The following is a 19,960-nucleotide window of genomic DNA, read 5'->3' as shown; positions in this document are numbered from 1 at the left end:
CGAGCCACGCTGCGACACCCGGTCGTCGCGTCGAGCCGCGGCCGGGGTCAGGTCTGCGACGGACTGCGGTGCCGGATGAGGGGGAGGAAGACCTCGTCGACGATTTCGACGAGGATGTCGTCGGGGGCGGTGGGGACGCCGCGGGTGACGAACTCGTTGCGCAGCAGGACGATTGCGACGGTGGCGACGCGGGGGTGCAGGGCCTCGGGGGCCGCTTCGCCGCGGGCGACGGCGCGGCCCAGGACGGTGAGCCAGAGCGCGGTGGTGGCGTCGCCGGACTGATCGGGCAACTGGGACAGGAGTTCGGCGGCACCACCGGCCGCGGCCATGAGGTCGCGGAGGATGCCGCCGAGCGGGGAACTCCAGTGGCGGTTGGCGCCACGTAGCAGGCTCAGCGCGTCTTCCCGGAGTGAGCCGGTGTCGGGCGCCTGCACCGCCGTGGTCAGCTGCCGGTAGGCGGCGATGCCGAGCGCTAGCCGATTCGGCCAGCGCCGGTACAGGGCGTTCTTGTTGGTGCCCGCGCGGACCGCGACCTTGTCCATGGTGAGTCCGGCGTATCCGGATTCGAGCAGTTCGTCCGCGGCCGCGCGCAACAGCGCTTCCTCCAGGGCCGCGCCCCGGCGCCGCGTCGGCTGCTCCTGTGGCTGCCGCATCCCTGTCCTCCCTCGCCGCTGACCTTCGTGCCTCGATCCGCATAATCGTACCTTAAATAACTCACTTGCCTGACAGGCGAATCGATGATTAGGGTACTTGATGTACCTTAAATATCGAAAGGGTGGTTCCCATGCGGGTCAAAGGCATCAGTTACGACACCGGGTTTCTGCGTGACGGAAAGTTCTCGCGCACGCGATTCGATCCGGTGATCGTCGAGCGGGAGCTGCGCATCATCCGGGACGACTTGCACTGCAACGCGGTACGCCTGATCGGCGGCGATGCCGGACGTCTCGAACTCGCCGCGACGGTCGCGGCCGAACTCGGCTTGATCGTGTGGTTCTCCCCGTATCCGCTGGAATTGTCCGTGGACGAGATGCTGGCGTTGTTCGCCGATTGCGCCGACCGTGCGGAGCGGATCAGGCGGGGCGGTGCCGAGGTGGTGTTCGTCACCGGTGCCGAATTGAGCCTGATGGCACCGGGTTTCCTGCCCGGCGGCACGGTGGAGGAACGTCTGGCCGCGTTGCTGCGACCGGAGGGGCGGGCCGAGCGGCTGCGCGCGGCGGGCGAGGCCGTCAACGAGGTGCTCGGCAAGGCGGTCGCCGTGGTTCGGGAGCGGTTCGAGGGCCCGGTCACCTATGCGTCGATCCAATTCGAGCGCGTCGACTGGTCGCTGTTCGACATCGTCTCGGTGGATCTCTACCGCTCGGCGGAGGTCGCGGATCGGTTCCAGGACGGTGTGCGTGCGCTGGTGGGGTGCGGAAAACCGGTCGCCATCACCGAATTCGGCTCCGCCACCTATCGTGGCGCGGGCGATCGCGGTGCGCAGGGCCTGGACATCGTCGAATACGACTCACGCGGCCCGGTCCGCTTGAAGGGCGACTACGAACGCGACGAAGCGGGTCAAGCCGCGTACGTCAACGAACTACTGGAGATTTTCGACGCCGAGGGCGTTGCCGCCACGTTCGTCTTCGTCTTCGCCCTCTATGACCATGTGCATCGCCCCGGCGGCGACCCCCGCGACGACCTGGATTTGGCCAGTTACGGCATCGTCAAGACCTTCGAATCCGGTGGTGGACACACCTATCCGGATCTGCCGTGGGAGCCGAAAGCCGCATTCGCCACGCTCGCAACGTTTTACGCTGCATCCTGAGCGGATCGGCGGGCTCGTGCGGAGTGGAGTTCGCGCCGACCGGCTCGCGCGAACTCCCGGAGGGGGCGGGGATGCGCGGCACCGGCCGGCGCTGGAAGGTGACCCCGAGGGTCACCTGGTCGGACAACGGTACGCGCCGTCGTCGGGTGCCGAAACCTGTTCGGCACCAGGCATATCGGGTCAGCTGGCGTAGGCACGGAGGCGGTCGGCCCGCTCGCCCTTGCGCAGCTTGGACATGACCTCACGCTCGATCTGGCGGACCCGCTCGCGGGACAACCCGAACAGCTTGCCGATCTGGTCGAGGGTGCGCGGCTGGCCGTCGTCGAGTCCGAAGCGCAGGCGGATGACCTGCTGTTCGCGCTCGTCGAGGGTGGCCAGGACGCTGCGCACGTCGTGGTGCAGCAAGCCGGCGATCACCGCGGACTCGGCCGAGGTGGCCTCGGAGTCTTCGATGAAATCACCGAGCGGGGCCTCTTCGTCGTTGCCGACCGGCATGTCCAGGCTTACCGGGTCGCGGCTGTGGTCGAGCAGATCGGAGATCTTGTCGACCGGAATACCGGACTCGTTGGCCAGTTCCGCGTCGGTGGCTTCGCGACCGAGCTGCTGGTGCAGTTCACGCTTGATCCTGGCCAGCTTGTTCACCTGTTCGACCAGGTGGACGGGCAGCCGGATGGTGCGGCTCTGATCGGCCATACCGCGGGTGATGGCCTGGCGGATCCACCAGGTGGCGTAGGTGGAGAACTTGAAGCCCTTGGCGTAGTCGAACTTCTCCATGGCGCGGATCAGGCCCAGGTTGCCTTCCTGGATCAGGTCGAGCAACGGCATGCCGCGGCCGGTGTAGCGCTTGGCGAGCGAGACCACGAGGCGGAGGTTGGCTTCCAGCAGATGCGACCGGGCGGCCTGGCCTTCGCGGACGATGAGGGCCAGATCGCGCTTGCGGGTGGCCGACAGTCGTTTGCCGGTCTCCAGCAGGTGCTGGGCATAGAGGCCCGCCTCGATACGCTTGGCCAGCTCGACCTCGTCGGCAGCCGTGAGCAGTGCGGTGCGGCCGATCCCGTTCAGGTACACGCGTACCAGGTCGGCTGCGGGGCTCTGGGCGTCGAGGTCCTGATCGCTGGTGCGCACACGAGTGGTGGCGGGGCTTGTCATGACTTGCCTCCTGTCGGTGGTGTCTCACTCCGAACAACGGACCCGACAGGGAGAAAGTTCCCCGTCTCGGCTGAGATAAACCGCTCTGACGTGCGGTTTTCATCACTCTCGTCTGAGAAGTTCCTGAGAAGCACGCCGTTGTGGAACTGCCGCTGTCCGATGCCTGCACCGACCTACCCGCGATTGCTGTCTTTACACCGGCCGTACCAGTCCGTGGCGAACCAGTCCGGCCACCACGGACAGTGCCTCGGCCGCGAACTCCGAGGTCACGTCGTCGGCTCCGTGGGCAACCGCCAGCAGTTCGATCAGCTCGTACAACGGCAGGCCGTCGGCGCGCATTCCCGCGAGCAGGGAGATGGTTGTCTCATCCACCTCGTGCTGCCAGCGCGGGCCGTCGCCGCGATGCACCCGCGCCACCCGCGGCGTCCAGCCGTCGGGGCCGGGTAGCGCGACGCGCTCCAGCGCCGTCGCCGGGTCCACCACGAATCGTGAAGTCCAGGCCAGGTTTTCGTCACGCGCGACGGCCCGCAGCCACGCCGATCGCTCGAAATACTTCGTCGCCTCGTCGCCGAGCGGATCCTCGAAACCGTGCGTGAGGTCTTCGGCGAGCAGTTCGGTCGGTCCGTCGATGGCGCGCAGATAGACGAAGCCGAACCCAACGCCCTCTACCTGCGCCGCGGTGAAGGCGTCGAGCCACTGATCGGCGCGGGCCTGGGCGGCGGTGTCGCGCGGGTCGAGTCCCGCGTCGCGCAACCAGGTGCCGACATAGAGGGCGGGATCGGCGACGTCGCGCTGCACGACCCAGGCGTCGATACCGTGCGCGGGCAGCCAGGACGACACGCGGTGGCGCCAATCCGCACCCTCGACATGCACCCACGCCGCGAGCATCGCTGCCGTGCCGCCCGGGTTCAGCAGATCGGCGGCCTGACCGATGACCAGTTCGCTCGCGCCGTCGAGCGCCAATCCGGAATCCCGATAGGTGTGCTCGATCCTGGCCGGGCCGACGACGAACGGCGGATTCGCCACCACCTGATCGAAGCGGCGTCCCGCGACCGGCTCGAACCAGGAGCCCTCGACGAGTTCCAGATCCAGGTCGTTGAGCGCGGCAGTGGCTGCGGCAAGCCAGAGCGCGCGCGGGTTCACGTCCGTCGCGGTCACCCGGTCGGCGTAGGACGCCGCGTGGACGGCCTGCACACCGCAGCCGGTGCCCAGGTCGAGCACGGAACCGACAGGCCGGGTCGGGGTGGCGCGCAACAGTGACAGGGAGGCGTGGCCGACGCCGAGCACGTGATCCTCGCTCAGCGTGCGCTTGCGCATCGAGTCGTCGAGATCGGACAGGATCCACCGGGTGCCCGCGCCCGCGTCGAGCGGCCGTAGATCCAGCACCGCCAGCACGGTGTCCCCGGCCCGGCGCAGCAGGCCCGCCGCGATCGCGCGATCGATATCCACGGGCGCCAAGGCCGCGGCCACATCGCGTTCCGGCATCGGGTCGCCGAGCAGCAGCAGCCGGATCAGCGTGCCGAGCTCACCCGCGTCGCGGGCCGCGCGGCGCACCGGTACCGGTTCGGAGCGGCCCAGCGCCGCGTGCGCGTCCTCACCCAGCACCTCGAGCAGCGTGTCCGCGTCGTAGCGCACGCGGGTCAGCGCCGTCCGCAAGTCCGGGCACAACGCGGTGAGCAGGGATTCGGTGGTGGTCGATCGGTTCGTGGGCACCTCGGTACTCTGCCATCGCAGCTGCGCCGAACCGGTGAGGTGGTCGCGATGTCCGAGTCGCGCGCGTGCTTCCGGTGCTGATACGCGCGCCTGCGGGGGTGGGGACGTGCGGGGCGCGGGGAGGAACGCGGGGGTGGGGAGGCGCGCGGGGCCGTGGGGAGGCGCGGGGTGCGAAAGGCATGCGGGGCCGCGGGAAGGCGCGGGGTGTGGCGAGGCGTTGGGTGCGGCGAGGAGCGGGCCTGCGGGGAGGCGCGCGGGTCTGCGGGGTGCGGGAGCACGGGGCTGCGGGGTGCGGGGTGCGGGGTGCGGGAGCGCGGGGTGCGGGAAGCGCGGGGTGCGGGAAGCGCGGGGTGCGAAAGGCGCGCGGGGTCGCGGGGAGGCGTGCGGGGCTGCGAGGAGACGTTGGGTGCGGGAGGCGCGCGGGGGACGGCTTGCCGGAAAGCGTGCGAGATGGGTTTCCGCACCAGTTCTGCGTTCGCGCACTCGTTGTGGCTTGCCATAGAGCGTGCGAGGCGTCAGAACGGGTGCGAGAAGTCTCGAGGGGTGCGGGGACCGCGCAGCGAGCGGGTGCCGGGGCGCGAGGTGCAGTGGTGGTTCAGAGGAGGCCGGTGTTCGGGTTGCGGGCGGTGACGCAGTAGGTGGCGTCTGCCGGGTCCGTCATCACGATCCAATGGTCGTAGCGCTGCACGATGGTGGCGCCGAGGGATTCGTGCCAGGTGGCCGTGGCCTCGATGTCGTTGGACGCGAGGTCGATGTGTGCGCTGGTGGCGCGGTCTTCGCCGAGGCGCTGCAGCAGCAACTGCACCGGCAGTTGCTGCTCGGCCCGCAAGCGAGCGAACTCCGCCATCCTGCCTTGCTGAAAGGTCCAGCCGGTCAACGACTTCCAGAATTCGGTCTCGACCGCGTGGTCGGCGGGACCGATATCGAGGCACACCTGATCGAGACGGCTGAGGGTGCCGTCCGGGGCGGCCACCGCGGGCGCGGGGGTGCTGGTGGCGCGACCGCTCGGGGTCAGGCAGAAGGTCTGGCCGCCGGGGGAGCGCAGCACCGCGTAGTCGGGGTGGTTCGCGACCAGGTCCGCGCCGAGATCGAGCGCGGTGCGCACCGCGGTGGGGATGTGGTCGACATCGAAGTCGAGGTGTACTCCGCCGAGCCCGGTCACCGCCTGCATCTTCACGCCCGCGGCGGCGAAGAGCGCGGGATCGGGTAGCAGCGTGAGGAATTCGTCGTGCTCGCCGCGGCGGGCGGAGAGTTCGGTACCGGTGACTGTGGACCAGAACTTGGCGCAGTCGTCGAAACGCTGTGCGGGGCGGTCGAGGAAGGCCCAGACCCACCGAATCATGTTCTCTCCTGTCTTGTTCCCCGGGACACATTAGGGAAAGCGGCACCCACTGTCGAGGACATTGGCGTGTCGTCGGAAGTGGCACGATATTGGTGTTTTGTGGCTTTCCGGCCACTCGTTGCCCGGGCGGAATTCCGGCACGCTCAGCGGATGACCGAACTCCAGACGCCGCCGACCGTTTCGATTCAGCACCGGCGGCTGCACCCGGCATGGGTGGTCGCGGGGGTCGGGTTCGTGACGTTGATCGGTGCGGCGGCGTTCCGCTCCGTGCCCAGCGTGCTGCTGGATCCGCTGCACGCGGAGTTCGGCTGGTCGCACGGCACCATCGGTGCGGCGGTGTCGCTGAATCTGCTCCTCTACGGGCTGATTTCGCCGTTCGCGGCGGCGCTGATGGACCGATTCGGCATCCGCAAGGTGGTGGCGTGCGCGCTGGTGCTGGTCGCCGCGGGCAGCGGGCTCACCGTGTTCATGACCGAAGCGTGGCATCTGATGCTCACCTGGGGGCTGCTCGTGGGCATCGGGGTCGGTTCGATGTCGATGCCGTTCGTCGCCACCATCACCGGGCGCTGGTTCGTGCGGCAGCGCGGCCTGGTCACCGGGGTGCTCACCGCGGCGGGCGCGACCGGTCAGCTGGTGTTCTTGCCGTTGGTGTCGGCTGTGGCGCACGCGCACGGCTGGCGGGTGCCGTCGCTGATCGTCGCCGGTGCGGCGCTGGCCGTGGTGCCGCTGGTGCTGCTGTTCATCCGAGACTTCCCCAGCGATGTCGGGGTCACCGCGTACGGCGCGGAAGAAGGCAGTGTCGTCGGGTTGCGCACGCCCGCGAGTGCTGGAGCGTGGCGGGCGCTCACCGTGCTCGGCACGATCGCGCGGCGGCCCGGATTCTGGTTGCTGGCCGGGGGATTCGCGGTGTGCGGTGCGTCGACCAACGGGCTCGTCGGCACCCACTTCGTCAGCGCGGCCCACGACCACGGCATGCCGCCGACGGCCGCCGCGAGCCTGCTCGCCGTGGTCGGCGTGTTCGACGTGGCGGGCACCATCTTCTCCGGCTGGCTGACCGACCGGGTCGACCCGCGCTACCTGTTGGTCGGCTACTACGTGCTGCGGGGCGCGTCGCTGTTGATCCTGCCGTCATTGCTCGGTCCGCACACCCAGCCCAGCCTGTGGGTGTTCATCATCTTCTACGGATTGGATTGGGTCGCAACGGTTCCGCCGACAGTGCTGCTCTGCCGCGAACTGTTCGGCGCCGACGGACCCGTAGCCTTCGGCTGGGTCTTCGCCTCCCACCAGATCGGCTCCGCGATCGCCGCCACCGGCGCGGGCGTGATCCGCGACCTACAAGGAAACTACGACCTCGCCTGGTACCTGGCTGGTGCCCTCTGCGCCGCCGCCGCGGTGATGTCCGCCTTCGTCACCCGTCGGCCGAGTGAACCGGTCGCCGTCCCCGTGTGAGCGTGCGGCTGGGCCGAGCGTGAGAAAGGCGCAGATGCGGTCCCGATCTCGCTGCGGGAGGGGTGCGGGTGCCGCGATCCGATGGTGTCGGCGATCGGGCTGCAGTGCGACGGGTGCAGCGTGATTCCTACGATGCCGGCGAGCGGCCTTGCGGCGCAGTGAACGTGGTCGCGATCCTATTGCCGGGATCGGTGCTGGCCGGTGCGATGGATGCGCCGCGATTCCGATGTCGGCGGCCTTCGATGTTACGGCGCGAGGTATGCGGCAGCGATCCGTGTGGTCGGCGTTCGGTGCTGGTGATGCGAGAGATGCGGCGGTGATTCCGACGTGGTCCGTTGATGGTGCGGTGGCGGAGGCGGCTGTTCCGATGATGTCGGCACTCGGTGCCGGCGGAGCGCGGACAGGGCCGGGTCGACGCAGGTGGGCTCCGGTTTCGTCACGGGTTTCCGCGGGCGAGAACGGGCGGGGTGCCCCGGGGTCAGCCGTCGATGGCGTTGTGCGGGCGCGATTCGATGGCGGTGCGGGGGCGGTCCCAGCGGCTCGGTTCGTCTTTGCGGCGCGGCGGGCGATCGTTGGCGATGAGGACGGCGATCCAGGGCAGTGGGATGGACACCGCGATGACCAGGATCGCGAGCAGCGCGCTGTGGAACGAGCTGTAGACGATCGCGGCGATCACCAGGCACGGGATGCGGAACGCCATGATGATCGTGTAGCGGCGCACCCGGGCGCGGTGCTGATCCTCGAGCGACGGCTGCGCCTCGGTGATCAGGACGGGATGTTTGTCGTCGCTGCCGGGAAAGTATCCGGCTTTGCGCGGAGAAACGGAGGGCATCGTGACCTCGGGGCCGGAGCCGTCGAAGTCGTCGGCGTCGGAGGAGTCGCCGTGCTGCTGCATGCCGTCGAGTCTTCCACTGTCCGGGCTCGACCGCACACACAGTGGTCAGCACGGCGAATGCGGAACGAAAGGGACACGCCGCCGGATCGGTCGGGTGTCGCCGACGGTCATGTCCTCTTGGGCAGCGAAGTTGTCATGCGGCATCATGGAGTGCGTGAGTAGTGACACGATGGTTCGCCCGGATTCGACCACCGACGAGTCGACGAGCGACGACACCCCGAAGTTCTTCCACTACGTGAAGAAGGACAAGATCGCGGAGAGCGCCGTCATGGGCACCCATGTCGTCGCCCTGTGCGGCGAGGTCTTCCCGGTGACGCGCTCGCCCAAGCCCGGCTCCCCGGTCTGCCCGGACTGCAAGAAGGTCTACGACGGCCTGAAAAAGGGCGACTGACCCCCCTGTCGTCCCCCGCCTCGGCCGACGCACTCCGTCGGCCGTCGAACGCGCCCGCGACGCCCTGGTCAGGTGATCACCAGGTAATCCTTGCGGCGTCGCCCGAGAGCCCTCCGCCACCATTACCTGGTGAACGCGCGTCCAGCTGGTTGGGCCCGGACGCACCGCAACTTTGGCCCTGACTCCCCTCCGACGAGTGATCCGGCTGCACCGTGACGAGTGTGCCGACGTGACCGGAGCGCAGCCTGACCCTGCGCCTAGGCGGTTCTCGGTTCGGTGTCGAGGGGGTCTTTGGGTGGGGGCGTGGCGTTCGACTTCGGGTCGGAGGGATTCGGGGTGTCGGGGGCGGACGGTTCTTCTTCGGTGTCGCTGTTCAACTGGTTCGCGATCCATTCCTTGACCTGTTCCATGCGGGTGGCGCGGGCGGGCCAGAATTCTTGGACGGCGGCGTTGAATTCGGCGCCGAGGATCACGGCGAAGCCGAGGAAGTAGGTGAACAGGAGGAAGGCGATGGGGGTGGCGAGCGCGCCGTAGGTGACGCCGGTGTCGGTGACCCAGGACAGGTAGCGCCGCAGTCCTTCGCTCGCGGCCATGAAGAACACGCCGGCCACCAGCGCCCCGTTGAACAGTCGATGCCACGGCAGCGAGGTGTGCAACGCCAGCTTGTACAGCGTGGTCAGGCCGACGATCAGCAGCAGCCCGACGCCGGGATAGTAGAAGAAGTCGAGCAGTCGCAGCCCGGTCGCTCGCCACGCCGTGGGCAGCACCCGTCCGATCAGGGTCGGCCCCAGCGCGACCAGCGGCAGAATGAACACCGACGCCACCAGGAACAACACGTACAGCAGCAGCGCGAAGATGCGCTGCCACACCGGGTGTCGCGCATCCTGCTGATCGTGCGCCTCGACGATCGAGTCGACGAAGGTCGCCATGGCGGACGACCCCGCCCACAGCGACAGCACGAAACCGACCGACACCACCGCGCCGCGTCCGCGCCCGAGCACGTCCTGCACGGTGGGCTCGATGAGGTCGGAGACGACGGTGGAACTGAACAGGTCGCGGCTGAACGAGATGATCTTCGATTCGACGATCTGCACGGTGTCGGGCCCGAACCATCCGCCGACGTAGCCGAGGCTGCCGAGCACGCCGAGCAGCAGCGGCGCCAGCGAGAGCGTCTGCCAGAACGCCGCGGCCGCGGATTTGGCGAAGATCGAGTCGTCCCACGCCTTCACCGCGACTCGCACGATGAGCCGGGTGGTCCGCCTGCGCGCCCGCCGACCGCCGAGGACCACGCGCTGCGACCAGGTCAGCTTTCGCGCAGCAAATCCACCACTGAGCGACGGTAGGTCGGTGCGCAGCGGGTCGCTCGGCAGGGCCTTCTTCTCGGACATCGTGCCTACAGCATCGCCTACATCTCCGATCCGTACCGCAGTCCGGGGGCGACGTGTCGTCGGGCAACACGTGAATTCGGGCGTGTCTGCTGGTGAACATGTGATGCCGATCGCGCATGCCGCGTCGGTTTGGCAACACGCCGTGCCGGGCCAGTAGGGTCGAGTGCGTGACTGGGTCGGGTGGCGCCGCTGTGGCGGGACAAGCGGAGACACCGGGCGATTCGGGAACACCCGAGGCTTCGGGCAGACCGAACAGCTCCGGTACATCGAGTGGCGGGTCGCTGCGTGCCTGGCAGCGGCGGGCTTTGACGAAGTATCTGGCGTCCAAGCCGCGCGATTTCCTTGCGGTGGCGACGCCGGGCGCGGGTAAGACGACCTTCGCGCTGCGGGTCGCGGCCGAACTGCTGGCCGACCGCACCGTCGATCAGATCACCGTGGTCGCCCCGACCGAGCATCTCAAGCATCAGTGGGCACAGTCCGCCGCCCGCGCGGGCATCGCACTGGATTCGCGGTTCTCGAATGCGGCGGGCGGTACGTCCGGCGACTACCACGGTGTCGTGGTCACCTACGCGCAGGTCGCCTCGCATCCGTCGCGGCACCGGGTGCGCACCGAAAACCGCAGGACCCTGGTCATTCTCGACGAGATCCACCACGCGGGCGACGCGAAGAGCTGGGGTGAGGCGACCGCCGAGGCGTTCGGTGACGCCACCCGCCGGCTCGCGCTGACCGGCACCCCGTTCCGCAGCGACGACAGCCAGATCCCGTTCATCACCTACGAGCCCGACGAGTCCGGGTTCCCGCGTTCGCGCGCCGATCACGCCTACGGCTACTCCGAGGCGCTCGCCGACGGCGTCGTGCGGCCCGTGGTGTTCCTCGCCTACTCCGGTGACGCGCACTGGCGCGACAGCGCGGGCGAGGAGCACACCGCCCGCCTCGGTGAGCCGCTGAACGCCGAGCAGACCGCGCGGGCCTGGCGCACCGCGCTCGACCCGGCGGGCGACTGGATCTCGGCCGTGCTGCGCGCCGCCGATATGCGCCTGCGCCAGCTGCGCAATACCGGCATGCCGGACGCGGGCGGCCTGGTGATCGCCACCGACCAGGAGCGGGCGCGCGACTACGCCGAACTGCTGGAACACATTTCGGGCAGCAAGCCCGCGCTGGTGCTGTCCGACGATCCGTCCTCGTCCGACCGGATCGGCGAGTTCGCCGCCAGCAAGGATCCGTGGATGGTCGCGGTGCGCATGGTGTCCGAGGGCGTCGACGTGCCGCGGCTGGCCGTCGGCGTGTACGCGACGAGCGCCTCGACCCCGCTGTATTTCGCGCAGGCGATCGGCCGGTTCGTGCGCGCCCGGCGGCCCGGCGAGACCGCGAGCGTGTTCCTGCCCTCGGTGCCGGTGCTGCTCGATCTGGCCGCGCAGCTGGAATTGCAGCGCGACCATGTGATCGGCAAACCGCACCGGGAGAAGGACGGCCTCGAAGACGAACTGCTGATCGAGGCGAACAAGCAGCAGGACGAGCCGGGCGAGGAAGAGAAGTCCTTCGTCGCGCTGGCCGCCGACGCCGAGCTCGATCAGGTGATCTACGACGGATCCTCTTTCGGCACAGCGACTTTCGCGGGCAGCGACGAGGAGGCCGACTATTTGGGCATCCCCGGTCTGCTCGACGCCGATCAGATGCGCGCGCTGCTGCGCGACCGGCAGTCCAAGCAGATCGCCGACCGCGCCGAGACGCCCTTCACGCCCGCGCCTGGCCCGCAGGTGGCGAGTGCGTCCGAACGGGTCGCCACCGCAGACCGGTTGGGCGAATTGCGCCGGGAACTCAATAGCCTGGTCGCCATGCACCACCACCGCACCAACAAGCCGCACGGCGTGATCCACGGCGAGCTGCGCCGCGAATGTGGCGGCCCGCCAACGGCTTTGGCCTCCGCGGATCAGCTGGAAGAACGTATCGCCGCACTGCGCCGGATGTAGGTGCTGCCGGGCGCCGGGGTGCTGCCGGGCCTGGGGGTGCGCCCGGATCGGGGTACCGCAGGAGCCCGGGTGCCGCTGGGCGTGGGGTGTAGCCGGGCGTGAGGTGCGGCCCGGCTCGGGGCGTCTCCGGAGGCGTGGTGCCGCTGGGCGTGTTTCGCCTTAGGCAGGCTGCAGTGGTTGGGCAGGCCACTGTGTGGCCATCGTTGACCCACGGGCGCGCTGCCTGGCGCCCCCTAAGCCAGCGTGTCGCACCGGTTTTGACGTGTCGCACCCGCTGGGGCAGGCCACAGGAGGTGCGACGCATCAGAAGGGGTGCGGGACGACAGTGGTGCACAATCTGTCGCCCGGCATCCGGGTGCTGGCGGAGGGCGGGTGTCGCCGGGCGCGATCTGGTGAGGGACATCGGCGTGCTGCCGGACGCCATCTGCTGCCGGGCGCACAATCTGGTGGCGGGCGCAGAGTCTGCCGCTGAGGGGTTGCCGTCGGGCGCACGGCGTGCGCCTACTGCTGGTCGCCGCTGCCTGCGGTAGCGGGGGAGGTGTCCTGCGCCGGCCATGCGGCCATCGCGCAATCGATGGCCAGGGTCAGGCTTTTCAGCGGGACCCCGTCGCGCGCCTGGATCGACAGGCCGTACAACACCGTGGTGTAGAAGTTCGCGAGGGCGGCGGTGTCGGTATCCGCGGGCAGATCACCTTCCGTCACACCGCGATCCAGTCGCTTGCGGATGTCTTCGGTTGTCCCGCTGCGTTTTTCGACCAGGAAGTCGCGGATGGACTCGTTGCGGGTGGTGTAGGTGGAGCCGGCCAGCACGATCATGCAGCCGTGTGGTTTGTCCTCGACGGTGTAGGCGATCGCGTTGTCCCGCAACATCGCTTCGATGGCGGCGCGCGCGGTCGGCTCTTCGCGCAGTGCCCGCTCGGTGTATCCGCCTTCGGTTTGCCCGTAGAGGTCGATGGCCTCCCGGAACAGCGCCTCCTTGCAGCCGAACGCGGCGTACAGGCTCGGTGAGTTGATGCCCATCGCCGTGGTGAGATCGTTCATCGACGCGCCTTCGTAGCCGTGCTCCCAGAACACCTCCATGGCGCGGCGCAGCGCGTCCGTGCGGTCGAAAGCGCGCGGTCGTCCCCGTTCGGCCATCCCGATCCTTTCTGTGTCGATCACTAAATATACCGCTTGACGCGGAGCGGGCCCGTGCGCTTAGCTATTTATGTAGTGATCGACACAGAAATAGGAGGAGCGATGTCGGGTCTCACGGGCAAGGTGGCGCTGGTGACGGGCGGCAGCCGGGGAATCGGGGCGGCGATCGCGCGCAAGCTGGCCGCCGACGGGGCGGCCGTGGCCATCACCTATCAGAACCGCGACGTGCAGGCGAAAGCCGTTGTCGCGGAGATCGAATCAGCAGGCGGCCGGGCGGTCGCCTACCGCGCGGACAGCGCCGACGCCGCTGATGTGGTGCATGCCGTGCACCAGACCGCGAGCGATCTCGGCCGGTTGGACATCCTGGTGAACAACGCGGGCATCTTCCCCGCGAAACCGTTCGAGGAGTTCACCGTCGACGAGGTCGACCGGGCGCTGAATATCCACGCCCGCGCCGCGTTCGTCGGTGCGCAGGCCGCGGTGGCGCACATGAGTGACGGTGGCCGGATCGTCAGCGTCGGCAGCAATCTGTCCGAGCACGCGCCGTTCGCCGGTCTCTCGCTGTACAACCTGAGCAAGTCGGCGCTGAACGGTTTCACCAAGGCGCTCGCGCGTGAACTCGGTCCGCGGGGGATCACCGTCAACCTGTTGCAGCCGGGATCGACGGTGACGGATATGAATCCGGTCGACGGTGGGCACTACGACCTGCAAGTCCAGCTGTCCGCGCTGGGTCACTTCGCGGCGCCGGAGGATATGGCGGCGATGGTCGCGTTCCTTGCGGGGGACACCGGTCGCAGCGTCACCGGCGCGACCTTCACCGTCGACGGTGGCACCAACGCGTGATCAACCGGTGAAATAACGTCCGGGGGAGACGCCGACGGCACGGCGGAAAGCCGCGACGTAGGCACTGGGGGTGCCGTAGCCGACGCGGCCCGCGATGCGCGCGATCGGTAGGCCTGCCGCCAGCAGTGGCAGCGAAGCGGCGAGGCGGACTTGAGTTCGCCAGTGGCCGAAGGTGATTCCGGTTTCCGCGACGAACAACCGGGCCAGCGTACGGGGACTGGTGGCGACGGCCGCGGCGAACGCCGCCAAGGTCCGGTCGTCGGCGGGATCGCGGGTCAGCGCGTCGGCCACCTGTTTGGCACGCGGATCGGTCGGGGGTTGGAGCGTGATCGGGACGACGTCGACCGGGCTCAGCAGATCGAAGACCACCGCCTCCGCTCGTTCGCGTTGGGCGGCCGCGGTGCCGGGTGCGGCGAGATGGTCGAACAGCTCGTGCAGCAGCCGGGTCACGCGGAGCATGGTCGGCGTCGTGAAAGTGACGGGGCAGCGGCCGGGTTCGAGGTAGATGCCGCGCATTTCGGCGCCGTCCGCGGTGCCGGTCCGATGCCGGATGCCGCCGGGGATCCACAGCGCCCGGGTGGGTGGCAGCACCCAGCGGGCGTCGCCCACCTCGACGGCGATGACTCCGCGTGCGGCCCAGGCGATCTGGTGTTGCGGATGCTCGTGCGTCGCGAACCAGAAGCCGGCGGGCAGCAGCCCGACGCCGAACACCATCGCCGTCGGGCCGGGTGGCACCGGCTGGAAGCGGGGATGGCCGTTCAGCGACACAAAATGTCACCGTAGCCGGTAGTGGTCATCGCTGTCCGCTCCTAACCTCGTGGCTATGGCGATGAACCTGCTCCATCGGGCGCTGTGCCGCTCCGCGCGGTGGGAACGGACCAGCGCGACCAAGATCGTGCCGTGGGCGCTGCACGGGCTCGACCTCGGTGACAGTGCGCTCGAGATCGGGCCTGGCTACGGCGCGAACGTGGGGACGCTGCGCGCTCGTACGGGGACGCTCACCGGGGTCGAGCTCGACCCGGAACTGGCCGCGCGGTTGCGCACCCGGCACGGCTCGGCGATGACCGTGGTGCAGGGTGACGGTGCCGAGATGCCCTTCGCCGCAGAGCAATTCGATTCGGTCGTGTGCTTCACCATGCTGCACCACGTGCCGACCGCGCGGCAGCAGGACCTGGTGTTCGCCGACGCGCTGCGGGTGCTGCGTCCCGGCGGGGTGTTCGCGGGCAGTGACGGCTTGGACGGCTGGCTGTTCCGGCTCATCCACCTGGGCGACACCTGCGTGCCAGTGCCGCCCGAGCATGCCGCCGACCGACTCACCCGCATCGGCTTCACCGACGTGGAAATCGAAATCGGGCAGGGGAGCTTCCGCTTCCGTGCCCGCCGCCCCGCCTGAGCGCCCCGACGCTGTCCGGACGCCACCGGTGGATCCGATCCGAGCCGAATCCGCCACCAGGACAGTGAGATCGGGCGCTCAGGAGAGGTGCGCACGCCGCGGAGGAGGGTGCCGGCGTGCGCACCTCGGTCGGACCGGACCGCCACCGGCCGCAGAATGCGCCACCATCTGCTCACGCCGGTCGCCGCCCGCGCACTCTGCACACGCACCACGCTGGCGCAGCTTCTCGCACTACTTCTGGGTTCCCGCACCGGCTACAGCCAGCCGCAGCGGGTGCGAGAACGCGAAAGTAGTGCGAGAACGCAGAATCGGGTTGGTCAGGGCGCGGTCGGCGCGACGAAGTAGTCGGCGGGGTCGAGGGTGTTGATCGGTACCCAGCGGGGCGCCTCGACAGGGGCGGGTGTGTCGTCCTCGTGTGCCGTTTGGAAATAGCCCTGGAGTTCCAGTGCCAGGCGCGGATTCTCGTCCACCCGGCGCGCCATGTCGTAGTACAGGGCGAGGATGTGCAGGCAGCGGGGGAGCGTGCCTTGCAGGAGCAGTCCGTGCCGGCGAGCACGGGCGCTACGGCGATGCCCGCGGCTTTGGCGGCGCGGTGCATGTCGTCGGTGAGGACGGTGGTGTCGGGGATGGCTGTGTTGATGGCGGTGACCGCCGTACGCGGCAGCGGCGCGACCTCCAGATGGAGTACCGAGGCCTCGCTGCCTCGATGCAGGGTCGCGCGGACGACGCGGCCCTCGATGGTGGCCTGGATGCCGTGGTTGCGGGCGATGCTGCGGGCGCGGGGGAGCAGTGGGTCGGGCCGGGTCTGCCGCAGCGGCTCGGCGAGCCGGACCCAGTCCATGCCCCACAGGGTGTAGCCGAATTCGTTGTCCGCCATCAGTTCCCCCGTTTCCGGCGCAGGATTTCGATCAGCTGGTCGTCGTCGAGCCGGGCCAGCGCGGCGATGCCTGCGGAGTCGCCGAGGTCCGAGAGCGCGGACTTGCGGTCGTGCATCCGGGCGATGTGTTCTTCGACGGTGGTGGTCGAGGTCAGGGTGGTGACGGTGACCGTGCGGGTCTGGCCGATGCGATGGGCGCGATCCGAGGCCTGTGCCTCGACGGCCGGATTCCACCAGCGGTCGAAGTGGATGACGTCGGCGGCGCGGGTCAGGGTGAGGCCGGTGCCCGCCGCGCGCAGGCTCAGCACGAGCACGGGCGGTCCGTCCGCGGCCTGGAAACCGTTGACGATCGCGGCCCGCTCGGCCTGGTCCAGTCCGCCGTGGAAGAACGGAGCGGCCACCTCGAACTGTTCGGCGAGGTGGCGCACGAGCAGTTCGCCGGTCTGCCGATACTGGGTGAAAATCAGGGTGGGAGCGCCCAATTCGAGGTTGTTGGCGACGATATCGGCGCACAGGTCGAGCTTGCCGGAGCGGCCCGCCAACTCGGTCAGCTCGCCGGTGACCAGCCCCGGATGGTTGCAGACCTGTTTGAGCGCCGTGAGTGCCGCGAGCACCCGGCTCTGCCGCTGGGCGCCGGAGCCGAAGCCGTCATCGATGGCGCGATCGAGCAGCTTGTCGTACAGGCTCTCCTGTTCGCCGGTGAGGTCGCACAACAGGTCGGTGTGGATCTTGGCCGGTAGCGAGGCGGCCACCTGTGCCTTCTTCCGTGCGAGCACGACGGGCTCGATGGCGTCGCGCAGCCGGGCCGCCGCGCTCGCCGAGCCCTCCTGGATCGGCCGGACGAACCGGCGCCGGAACTGGGTGCGATGCCCGAACAGCCTGGGCGCCACCAGGTTCAGCAGCGCCCACAGCTCTTCCAGGTGGTTCTCCACCGGTGTGCCGGTCAGCGCGACGCGTACCTCGGCGTCGAGTGTGCGTGCGGCTTTGGCGAGTTGGGTGCGCGGATTCTTCAGCGCCTGCGCTTCGTCGAAAACCGTGGTCGCCCAGCGGTGCTCGTCGAGCAGGTGCCCGTGCAGCCGCAGGGTGGGATATCCCGCGACGACGACCGTGCCGGCCGCTACCGCGATAGTGCCGCCGCGCCACACGGTTACGCGCAGTCCAGGCGCGAACCGGTCGATCTCGTGCGCCCAGTTGCCCACCAGGGAGGTGGGGCACACCACGAGCTGCGGGCCGCTCGCGGCCCGCCCGTGCAGAAAACCGATGGTCTGCACGGTCTTTCCGAGCCCCATCTCGTCGGCCAGCACGGCCCCGCCGTGCGCCGCGACGGTTTCCCGCAACCAGCTCACCCCGCGCACCTGATAGGGCCGCAGCTCCGCTTTCAGCGCGACCGCCAATTCGGCCGCCACCCCTTGCGTTTCGTACAGCACGCGCAACGCGCGCTCCGCAGCGACAACCGACGTCCCCGCCGCATCCGGCACGGCATGCGCCGCAATCGGCAAGGTCGCCGCGCGCAGACGGATCATGTCCGCCGCATCGGGCTGCGACTCCCCCTCGGACGGAACTGAATCCTCCTGCGCCGCAGCGACCCCCGCCCCCTCCTCGCGCAAAGCCGCTTGCCAGGCGTGCACCGATTCGCCCGCGTCGTCGATGGCCGATCCAGCGAAGGTCTGGGGATCGCGTAAGGCGCAGTCGACCTCGTTGATTTCGATGGTGCCGTCTGGTCCCGTCGGGATCGCTAGCGTGACGGATTCCCGGTCGCCGATATCGGGTGCGGGCCCGGTGTCCTGGCCGGTCCATGTCCACAGGGCGAACATGTGCCGGTCGGGTAGATACGTGGCCTGTGTGCTGCGCAGAACGAACCCCTTATTCGGCGTATGGTGTACGAAGTATCTGAACAACGTACAGGGTACCGAGTTTGTTCCGAGGAGTCCCGTGGCCGACGAAACCACCGTCGAACAGGCGAAACAGCTGATCGGACTGCTGTGGCGCCATGAGGTCCCGCCGCGCCCCGGCGGCCGCGGGCCGAAACAGACGGTCAGCGTCGACGGCGTGGTCCGGGCAGCGATCGCACTGGCCGACCGGGACGGGTACGCCAAGGTATCCATTCGCGCGGTCGCCGCGGAGCTGGGGCTACGGCCGATGAGTCTCTACACCTACGTGCCGAGCAAGGATGCGCTCGCGGTGCTGATGGCCGACGCGGTGGCCGACGAGGACGCACCGATCGCCCGGGAGCTGCCGCTGCGCGACCGGATGGCCGCGCTCGCCCGGCAGGCCCGCGCCGAGCTGATCGCGCATCCCTGGCTGCTGGAGGTGCCGCCGTGGCGGCTCGTGCTCGGCCCCGGCCGGATGCGGCGGTTCGAGCGGCAGCTGGCCGCGATCGACGACATCGGCCGGTCCGAGGTGGAACTGGATCGGGTGATCGCCGTGCTCACCGAGTTCGCGACGGGTAATGCCAGGATGGCCGTCGCCGCGCGGCGAGAAACCCAGGTGATGACCGACGCCCAGTGGTGGGACGTGCACGGCCCGCTGCTCTCGGGCGCGATGTCGCCCGAGGCGTTCCCGCTGGCGTCGCGGGTGGGCAAGGTGGTCGGGGAACTGTACGAAGCGCCCGGCGACCCGGACGGGGCCTTCGAATACGGCCTGCACCGCCTGCTGGACGGGATCCTGTCCGCCTCGATCGGCCCCTGAACAGACCGAGAGCGGGCGATCCGTGGATCGCCCGCTCGGGTCGAACGGTGTTCTGTTGTCGGATGTTGTTATCTCAGGACGCGAGGAGTTGATCAGAGCGCGGGAGCGGACTCCGTGTCGATCACGGCTTCCAACTCACGCAGTCGATCCATGTGTTCGTTCGCGTGGTGCTGGCAGAAGAGCAACTCGCCACCTGCGGGCAGAACGGCGCGCACTCGAGCTGCCGCCCCGCAGCGGTCGCAACGATCGACCGCGGTCAGTGGGGTGCTAGTCAGGGTTCCTGGCATGACTCCTCCGTCCTGGCTCCCGGTTCACAGACCGTTCGCCTGGTGTGGGGCCCGTGGTCACTCCGCGGGCTCGCTACCGCTACTTCCCAGCAGTGGTATGACTACTCTGTCAGACGTTCGGGACGGGGGCTTTGTTCCCGTGAGTGATTCGGTGTGTTTTCGATAACACGACCAGGGATTTCGCTACTGGCGAACATTCCAGGTCACGCTTCGAACTCAGTGTGGTCACCACCTCGAACAGGCCGATCCAGTTGTCTACCGGGAGATTACCCGTGACCCATGACACTCACACGCTCGTTCACATATGTACTTTGAGCGAGTGGCTTTCCGCCCGGCAAACCGGTGAGTACCGGGCTCCGTCGCTCGATGAGGTCGGGTTCATCCATCTGTCCGCGCCGGAGCAGGCGCATCTGCCGGCCAACCGGCTCTTCGCGGGCCGCCGCGACCTGGTGCTTTTACGGCTCGATCCGGCCCGCCTGGGTGCACCGGTGAAGTGGGAACCCGGCGTGCCGACCGACCCGGAGTCGATGCTCTTCCCGCACCTCTACGGTCCCTTGCCGACCGGTGCGGTCATCGCGGTCGAGGAGTTCCAGCCCGGCCCGGACGGCTCGTTCGCGCCACTGGCGAAATGAGG

The 19,960-nt window shown here is 68.9% G+C and carries 19 protein-coding genes; 8 read left to right on the top strand and 11 right to left on the bottom strand.

What is annotated here, in order from left to right; genetic code table 11:
• Positions 1 to 47: 47 nt before the first annotated feature.
• Positions 48 to 653, bottom strand: a complete 606-nt coding sequence (locus tag O3I_RS29795) for a TetR/AcrR family transcriptional regulator (protein ID WP_014986734.1) — start codon at positions 651 to 653, stop codon at positions 48 to 50.
• A gap of 131 nt (positions 654 to 784) precedes the next feature.
• Here O3I_RS29795 and O3I_RS29790 point away from each other — a divergent pair, with 131 nt between their 5' ends.
• The gene (locus O3I_RS29790; RefSeq protein WP_014986733.1) at positions 785 to 1,804 is read left to right on the top strand and encodes a hypothetical protein; all 1,020 of its coding nucleotides are present in this window, start codon (positions 785 to 787) and stop codon (positions 1,802 to 1,804) included.
• A gap of 180 nt (positions 1,805 to 1,984) precedes the next feature.
• Here O3I_RS29790 and O3I_RS29785 read toward each other — a convergent pair whose 3' ends face one another.
• The 3 genes from O3I_RS29785 to O3I_RS29775 all read right to left on the bottom strand — a co-directional run bounded on the left by O3I_RS29785 (position 1,985) and on the right by O3I_RS29775 (position 6,008).
• Positions 1,985 to 2,953, bottom strand: a complete 969-nt coding sequence (locus tag O3I_RS29785) for a sigma-70 family RNA polymerase sigma factor (protein ID WP_014986732.1) — start codon at positions 2,951 to 2,953, stop codon at positions 1,985 to 1,987.
• Between the two features lie 192 nt (positions 2,954 to 3,145).
• Positions 3,146 to 4,666 carry a DUF7059 domain-containing protein gene (locus O3I_RS29780; protein ID WP_014986731.1) on the bottom strand — a complete coding sequence of 507 codons (1,521 nt, stop codon included), beginning with the start codon at positions 4,664 to 4,666 and terminating at the stop codon, positions 3,146 to 3,148.
• 595 nt (positions 4,667 to 5,261) lie between these two features.
• A complete protein-coding gene (locus O3I_RS29775; RefSeq protein WP_014986730.1) occupies positions 5,262 to 6,008 on the bottom strand; it encodes a VOC family protein in 747 nt (248 codons plus the stop codon).
• A gap of 150 nt (positions 6,009 to 6,158) precedes the next feature.
• Here O3I_RS29775 and O3I_RS29770 point away from each other — a divergent pair, with 150 nt between their 5' ends.
• Positions 6,159 to 7,457 (top strand): MFS transporter, encoded by a 1,299-nt coding sequence (locus O3I_RS29770; protein ID WP_014986729.1) that lies wholly within the window; start codon positions 6,159 to 6,161, stop codon positions 7,455 to 7,457.
• Between the two features lie 478 nt (positions 7,458 to 7,935).
• Here O3I_RS29770 and O3I_RS29765 read toward each other — a convergent pair whose 3' ends face one another.
• Complete coding sequence (locus O3I_RS29765) at positions 7,936 to 8,352, bottom strand: DUF3099 domain-containing protein (protein ID WP_014986728.1); 417 nt, start codon at positions 8,350 to 8,352, stop codon at positions 7,936 to 7,938.
• A gap of 145 nt (positions 8,353 to 8,497) precedes the next feature.
• On the opposite strand from O3I_RS29765, the gene O3I_RS29760 reads away from it, so the two are divergent.
• The gene (locus O3I_RS29760) at positions 8,498 to 8,743 is read left to right on the top strand and encodes a DUF3039 domain-containing protein (protein ID WP_086006299.1); all 246 of its coding nucleotides are present in this window, start codon (positions 8,498 to 8,500) and stop codon (positions 8,741 to 8,743) included.
• A 257-nt stretch (positions 8,744 to 9,000) separates the two neighbouring features.
• Here the strand turns inward: O3I_RS29760 and O3I_RS29755 are convergent, their stop codons facing one another.
• Positions 9,001 to 10,131, bottom strand: coding sequence for a YihY/virulence factor BrkB family protein (locus O3I_RS29755; protein WP_014986726.1), 1,131 nt, complete (start codon positions 10,129 to 10,131; stop codon positions 9,001 to 9,003).
• Between the two features lie 116 nt (positions 10,132 to 10,247).
• On the opposite strand from O3I_RS29755, the gene O3I_RS29750 reads away from it, so the two are divergent.
• Positions 10,248 to 12,101, top strand: a complete 1,854-nt coding sequence (locus O3I_RS29750; protein ID WP_424769558.1) for a DEAD/DEAH box helicase — start codon at positions 10,248 to 10,250, stop codon at positions 12,099 to 12,101.
• Between the two features lie 501 nt (positions 12,102 to 12,602).
• On the opposite strand, the gene O3I_RS29745 is transcribed toward O3I_RS29750, so the two are convergent.
• Positions 12,603 to 13,238 (bottom strand): TetR/AcrR family transcriptional regulator, encoded by a 636-nt coding sequence (locus O3I_RS29745; RefSeq protein WP_014986724.1) that lies wholly within the window; start codon positions 13,236 to 13,238, stop codon positions 12,603 to 12,605.
• Between the two features lie 102 nt (positions 13,239 to 13,340).
• Between O3I_RS29745 and O3I_RS29740 the strand changes: the two genes are divergently transcribed.
• Positions 13,341 to 14,081, top strand: a complete 741-nt coding sequence (locus tag O3I_RS29740; RefSeq protein WP_014986723.1) for an SDR family NAD(P)-dependent oxidoreductase — start codon at positions 13,341 to 13,343, stop codon at positions 14,079 to 14,081.
• Here the strand turns inward: O3I_RS29740 and O3I_RS29735 are convergent, their stop codons facing one another.
• A complete protein-coding gene (locus tag O3I_RS29735) occupies positions 14,082 to 14,849 on the bottom strand; it encodes an AraC family transcriptional regulator (protein ID WP_014986722.1) in 768 nt (255 codons plus the stop codon).
• Positions 14,850 to 14,904: 55 nt separating this feature from the next.
• Between O3I_RS29735 and O3I_RS29730 the strand changes: the two genes are divergently transcribed.
• Positions 14,905 to 15,474, top strand: coding sequence for a class I SAM-dependent methyltransferase (locus O3I_RS29730; RefSeq protein WP_014986721.1), 570 nt, complete (start codon positions 14,905 to 14,907; stop codon positions 15,472 to 15,474).
• Positions 15,475 to 15,791: 317 nt separating this feature from the next.
• On the opposite strand, the gene O3I_RS46555 is transcribed toward O3I_RS29730, so the two are convergent.
• Together O3I_RS46555 and O3I_RS29720 are read right to left on the bottom strand one after the other, a co-directional pair.
• On the bottom strand, positions 15,792 to 15,944 hold the full coding sequence (locus O3I_RS46555; protein WP_237748153.1) for a hypothetical protein: 153 nt from the start codon (positions 15,942 to 15,944) through the stop codon (positions 15,792 to 15,794).
• Between the two features lie 406 nt (positions 15,945 to 16,350).
• Positions 16,351 to 18,165 carry a DEAD/DEAH box helicase gene (locus O3I_RS29720; protein ID WP_014986718.1) on the bottom strand — a complete coding sequence of 605 codons (1,815 nt, stop codon included), beginning with the start codon at positions 18,163 to 18,165 and terminating at the stop codon, positions 16,351 to 16,353.
• Between the two features lie 118 nt (positions 18,166 to 18,283).
• Here O3I_RS29720 and O3I_RS29715 point away from each other — a divergent pair, with 118 nt between their 5' ends.
• On the top strand, positions 18,284 to 19,039 hold the full coding sequence (locus O3I_RS29715; RefSeq protein WP_014986717.1) for a TetR/AcrR family transcriptional regulator: 756 nt from the start codon (positions 18,284 to 18,286) through the stop codon (positions 19,037 to 19,039).
• Positions 19,040 to 19,131: 92 nt separating this feature from the next.
• Here O3I_RS29715 and O3I_RS46550 read toward each other — a convergent pair whose 3' ends face one another.
• Complete coding sequence (locus O3I_RS46550) at positions 19,132 to 19,326, bottom strand: DUF7455 domain-containing protein (RefSeq protein ID WP_029903635.1); 195 nt, start codon at positions 19,324 to 19,326, stop codon at positions 19,132 to 19,134.
• 272 nt (positions 19,327 to 19,598) lie between these two features.
• Between O3I_RS46550 and O3I_RS29705 the strand changes: the two genes are divergently transcribed.
• Entirely contained in the window at positions 19,599 to 19,958 is a 360-nt protein-coding gene (locus O3I_RS29705; RefSeq protein WP_041562957.1) for a DUF952 domain-containing protein, read from the top strand.
• Positions 19,959 to 19,960 lie beyond the last annotated feature (2 nt).

Origin of the sequence: Nocardia brasiliensis ATCC 700358 (genome assembly GCF_000250675.2) — a bacterium.
In the GTDB taxonomy this organism is placed as follows: domain Bacteria; phylum Actinomycetota; class Actinomycetes; order Mycobacteriales; family Mycobacteriaceae; genus Nocardia; species Nocardia brasiliensis_B.
This window is presented reverse-complemented; position numbering and strand designations above follow the sequence as displayed.

Coding starts and splice junctions, on each gene's coding strand:
- O3I_RS29795 (WP_014986734.1), bottom strand. CDS start 653: ATGCGGCAGCCACAGGAGCAGCCGACGCGGCGCCGGGGCGCGGCCCTG.
- O3I_RS29790 (WP_014986733.1), top strand. CDS start 785: ATGCGGGTCAAAGGCATCAGTTACGACACCGGGTTTCTGCGTGACGGA.
- O3I_RS29785 (WP_014986732.1), bottom strand. CDS start 2,953: ATGACAAGCCCCGCCACCACTCGTGTGCGCACCAGCGATCAGGACCTC.
- O3I_RS29775 (WP_014986730.1), bottom strand. CDS start 6,008: ATGATTCGGTGGGTCTGGGCCTTCCTCGACCGCCCCGCACAGCGTTTC.
- O3I_RS29770 (WP_014986729.1), top strand. CDS start 6,159: ATGACCGAACTCCAGACGCCGCCGACCGTTTCGATTCAGCACCGGCGG.
- O3I_RS29765 (WP_014986728.1), bottom strand. CDS start 8,352: ATGCAGCAGCACGGCGACTCCTCCGACGCCGACGACTTCGACGGCTCC.
- O3I_RS29760 (WP_086006299.1), top strand. CDS start 8,498: ATGGAGTGCGTGAGTAGTGACACGATGGTTCGCCCGGATTCGACCACC.
- O3I_RS29755 (WP_014986726.1), bottom strand. CDS start 10,131: ATGTCCGAGAAGAAGGCCCTGCCGAGCGACCCGCTGCGCACCGACCTA.
- O3I_RS29750 (WP_424769558.1), top strand. CDS start 10,248: ATGCCGCGTCGGTTTGGCAACACGCCGTGCCGGGCCAGTAGGGTCGAG.
- O3I_RS29745 (WP_014986724.1), bottom strand. CDS start 13,238: ATGGCCGAACGGGGACGACCGCGCGCTTTCGACCGCACGGACGCGCTG.
- O3I_RS29740 (WP_014986723.1), top strand. CDS start 13,341: ATGTCGGGTCTCACGGGCAAGGTGGCGCTGGTGACGGGCGGCAGCCGG.
- O3I_RS29730 (WP_014986721.1), top strand. CDS start 14,905: ATGGCGATGAACCTGCTCCATCGGGCGCTGTGCCGCTCCGCGCGGTGG.
- O3I_RS29720 (WP_014986718.1), bottom strand. CDS start 18,165: ATGTTCGCCCTGTGGACATGGACCGGCCAGGACACCGGGCCCGCACCC.
- O3I_RS46550 (WP_029903635.1), bottom strand. CDS start 19,326: ATGCCAGGAACCCTGACTAGCACCCCACTGACCGCGGTCGATCGTTGC.